Source organism: Peribacillus sp. NPDC060253 (genome assembly GCF_042727425.1).
In the GTDB taxonomy this organism is placed as follows: Bacteria; Bacillota; Bacilli; order Bacillales; family DSM-1321; genus Peribacillus.
This window is the reverse complement of the sequence record NZ_JBHXAS010000292.1, coordinates 1-1017: the sequence shown is the minus strand read 5'-3', so window position 1 is coordinate 1017 and position 1017 is coordinate 1. Positions and strand designations below refer to the sequence as shown.

General features: G+C 36.0%; 2 protein-coding genes. Both read right to left on the bottom strand.

Going from position 1 to position 1017, the window contains the following annotated elements; all coding sequences use genetic code 11:
- Window positions 1-262: 262 nt before the first annotated feature.
- Window positions 263-433, bottom strand: coding sequence for a hypothetical protein (locus ACFWE9_RS27100; RefSeq protein WP_377359698.1), 171 nt, complete (start codon window positions 431-433; stop codon window positions 263-265).
- A 97-nt stretch (window positions 434-530) separates the two neighbouring features.
- Window positions 531-716 (bottom strand): hypothetical protein, encoded by a 186-nt coding sequence (locus tag ACFWE9_RS27095; RefSeq protein ID WP_034306238.1) that lies wholly within the window; start codon window positions 714-716, stop codon window positions 531-533.
- Window positions 717-1017: the final 301 nt, after the last annotated feature.

Below are 1017 nucleotides of genomic sequence, written 5' to 3'. Positions count from 1 at the left end.
GCTAACCATTACTACTGCCTTCATGGTTCGGGACTCGCACCCTATAGATTGCACCCATGCCGGGCGCACGAAAAAGCTGCCTTAAAGACAGCTCCGATCTTCAGCTAACGCACCCGTTAGTTCTATAAGAAAAGTAATTCTTATTAAAGAATCGCGCCCTTTAACGGAACAACTCTATTACCACTCAAAGATTTCCTTGATCCATTTTTAAATTTCAGATGTACTTTATCTTTTAGACATAAAAACACCCCTTTAGAGAATATTATCCAAAGGGGTAAAACGGTGCAACTTTATTATAAACGTTCGCCTTTGCTTTTCCTGCTGTTGCAAAGTCATAAATAAGCTGCTCTTGTACCGTTTCCTTGTCACCTTCACCAACGAAATACCAGCCTTTTTCGCCTGAATTTCTATACTCATAACCAGCTTTATTCAATGCTTTTCTTAGTAATTTTCTGAAAGATGAACATCAGCCCTTTTGGCAATATTCGCTGGTTTATCAGTTTTAATTAACTCTAAGATTTTACCGATTTTCATTTAGTACGCTCACGGGAAAACCAATACTTTGTTTTGATATTTCGATAAGTCCCAATGTCTTTGATCAGCTCGGCAATAAGATCATAACCGCAATATGTGTGCCTCAGCGTGCTAAATTCATCCAATGTGACATAATCATCACTTTTTAATTCAACGTGACACTCTCCACAACAAATCCCCATATCCAACACCTCCAAAAAGTATATTGATATATTCGTCGAAACTTGGTGGTCATCCTTCTTTCGTACAAAAAAACAGGTCTATTGACGGTCCTTTAATGTTTCTTAGTTTTTCAAAATTATCTAGACCTAATTATAAAAAACCTTAATAAATAAAGGAGAGTACATATTAGCCATGTATAATATGTACTCTCCTTTTTTCTTTTAGTGAACTAAACCAGCTAATAGGATGTCAATATCTTTCTCTGAAATTTTCATTTCCCTTATGATATACTATTTTTGTTCATGACAAATAGCCCTCCAA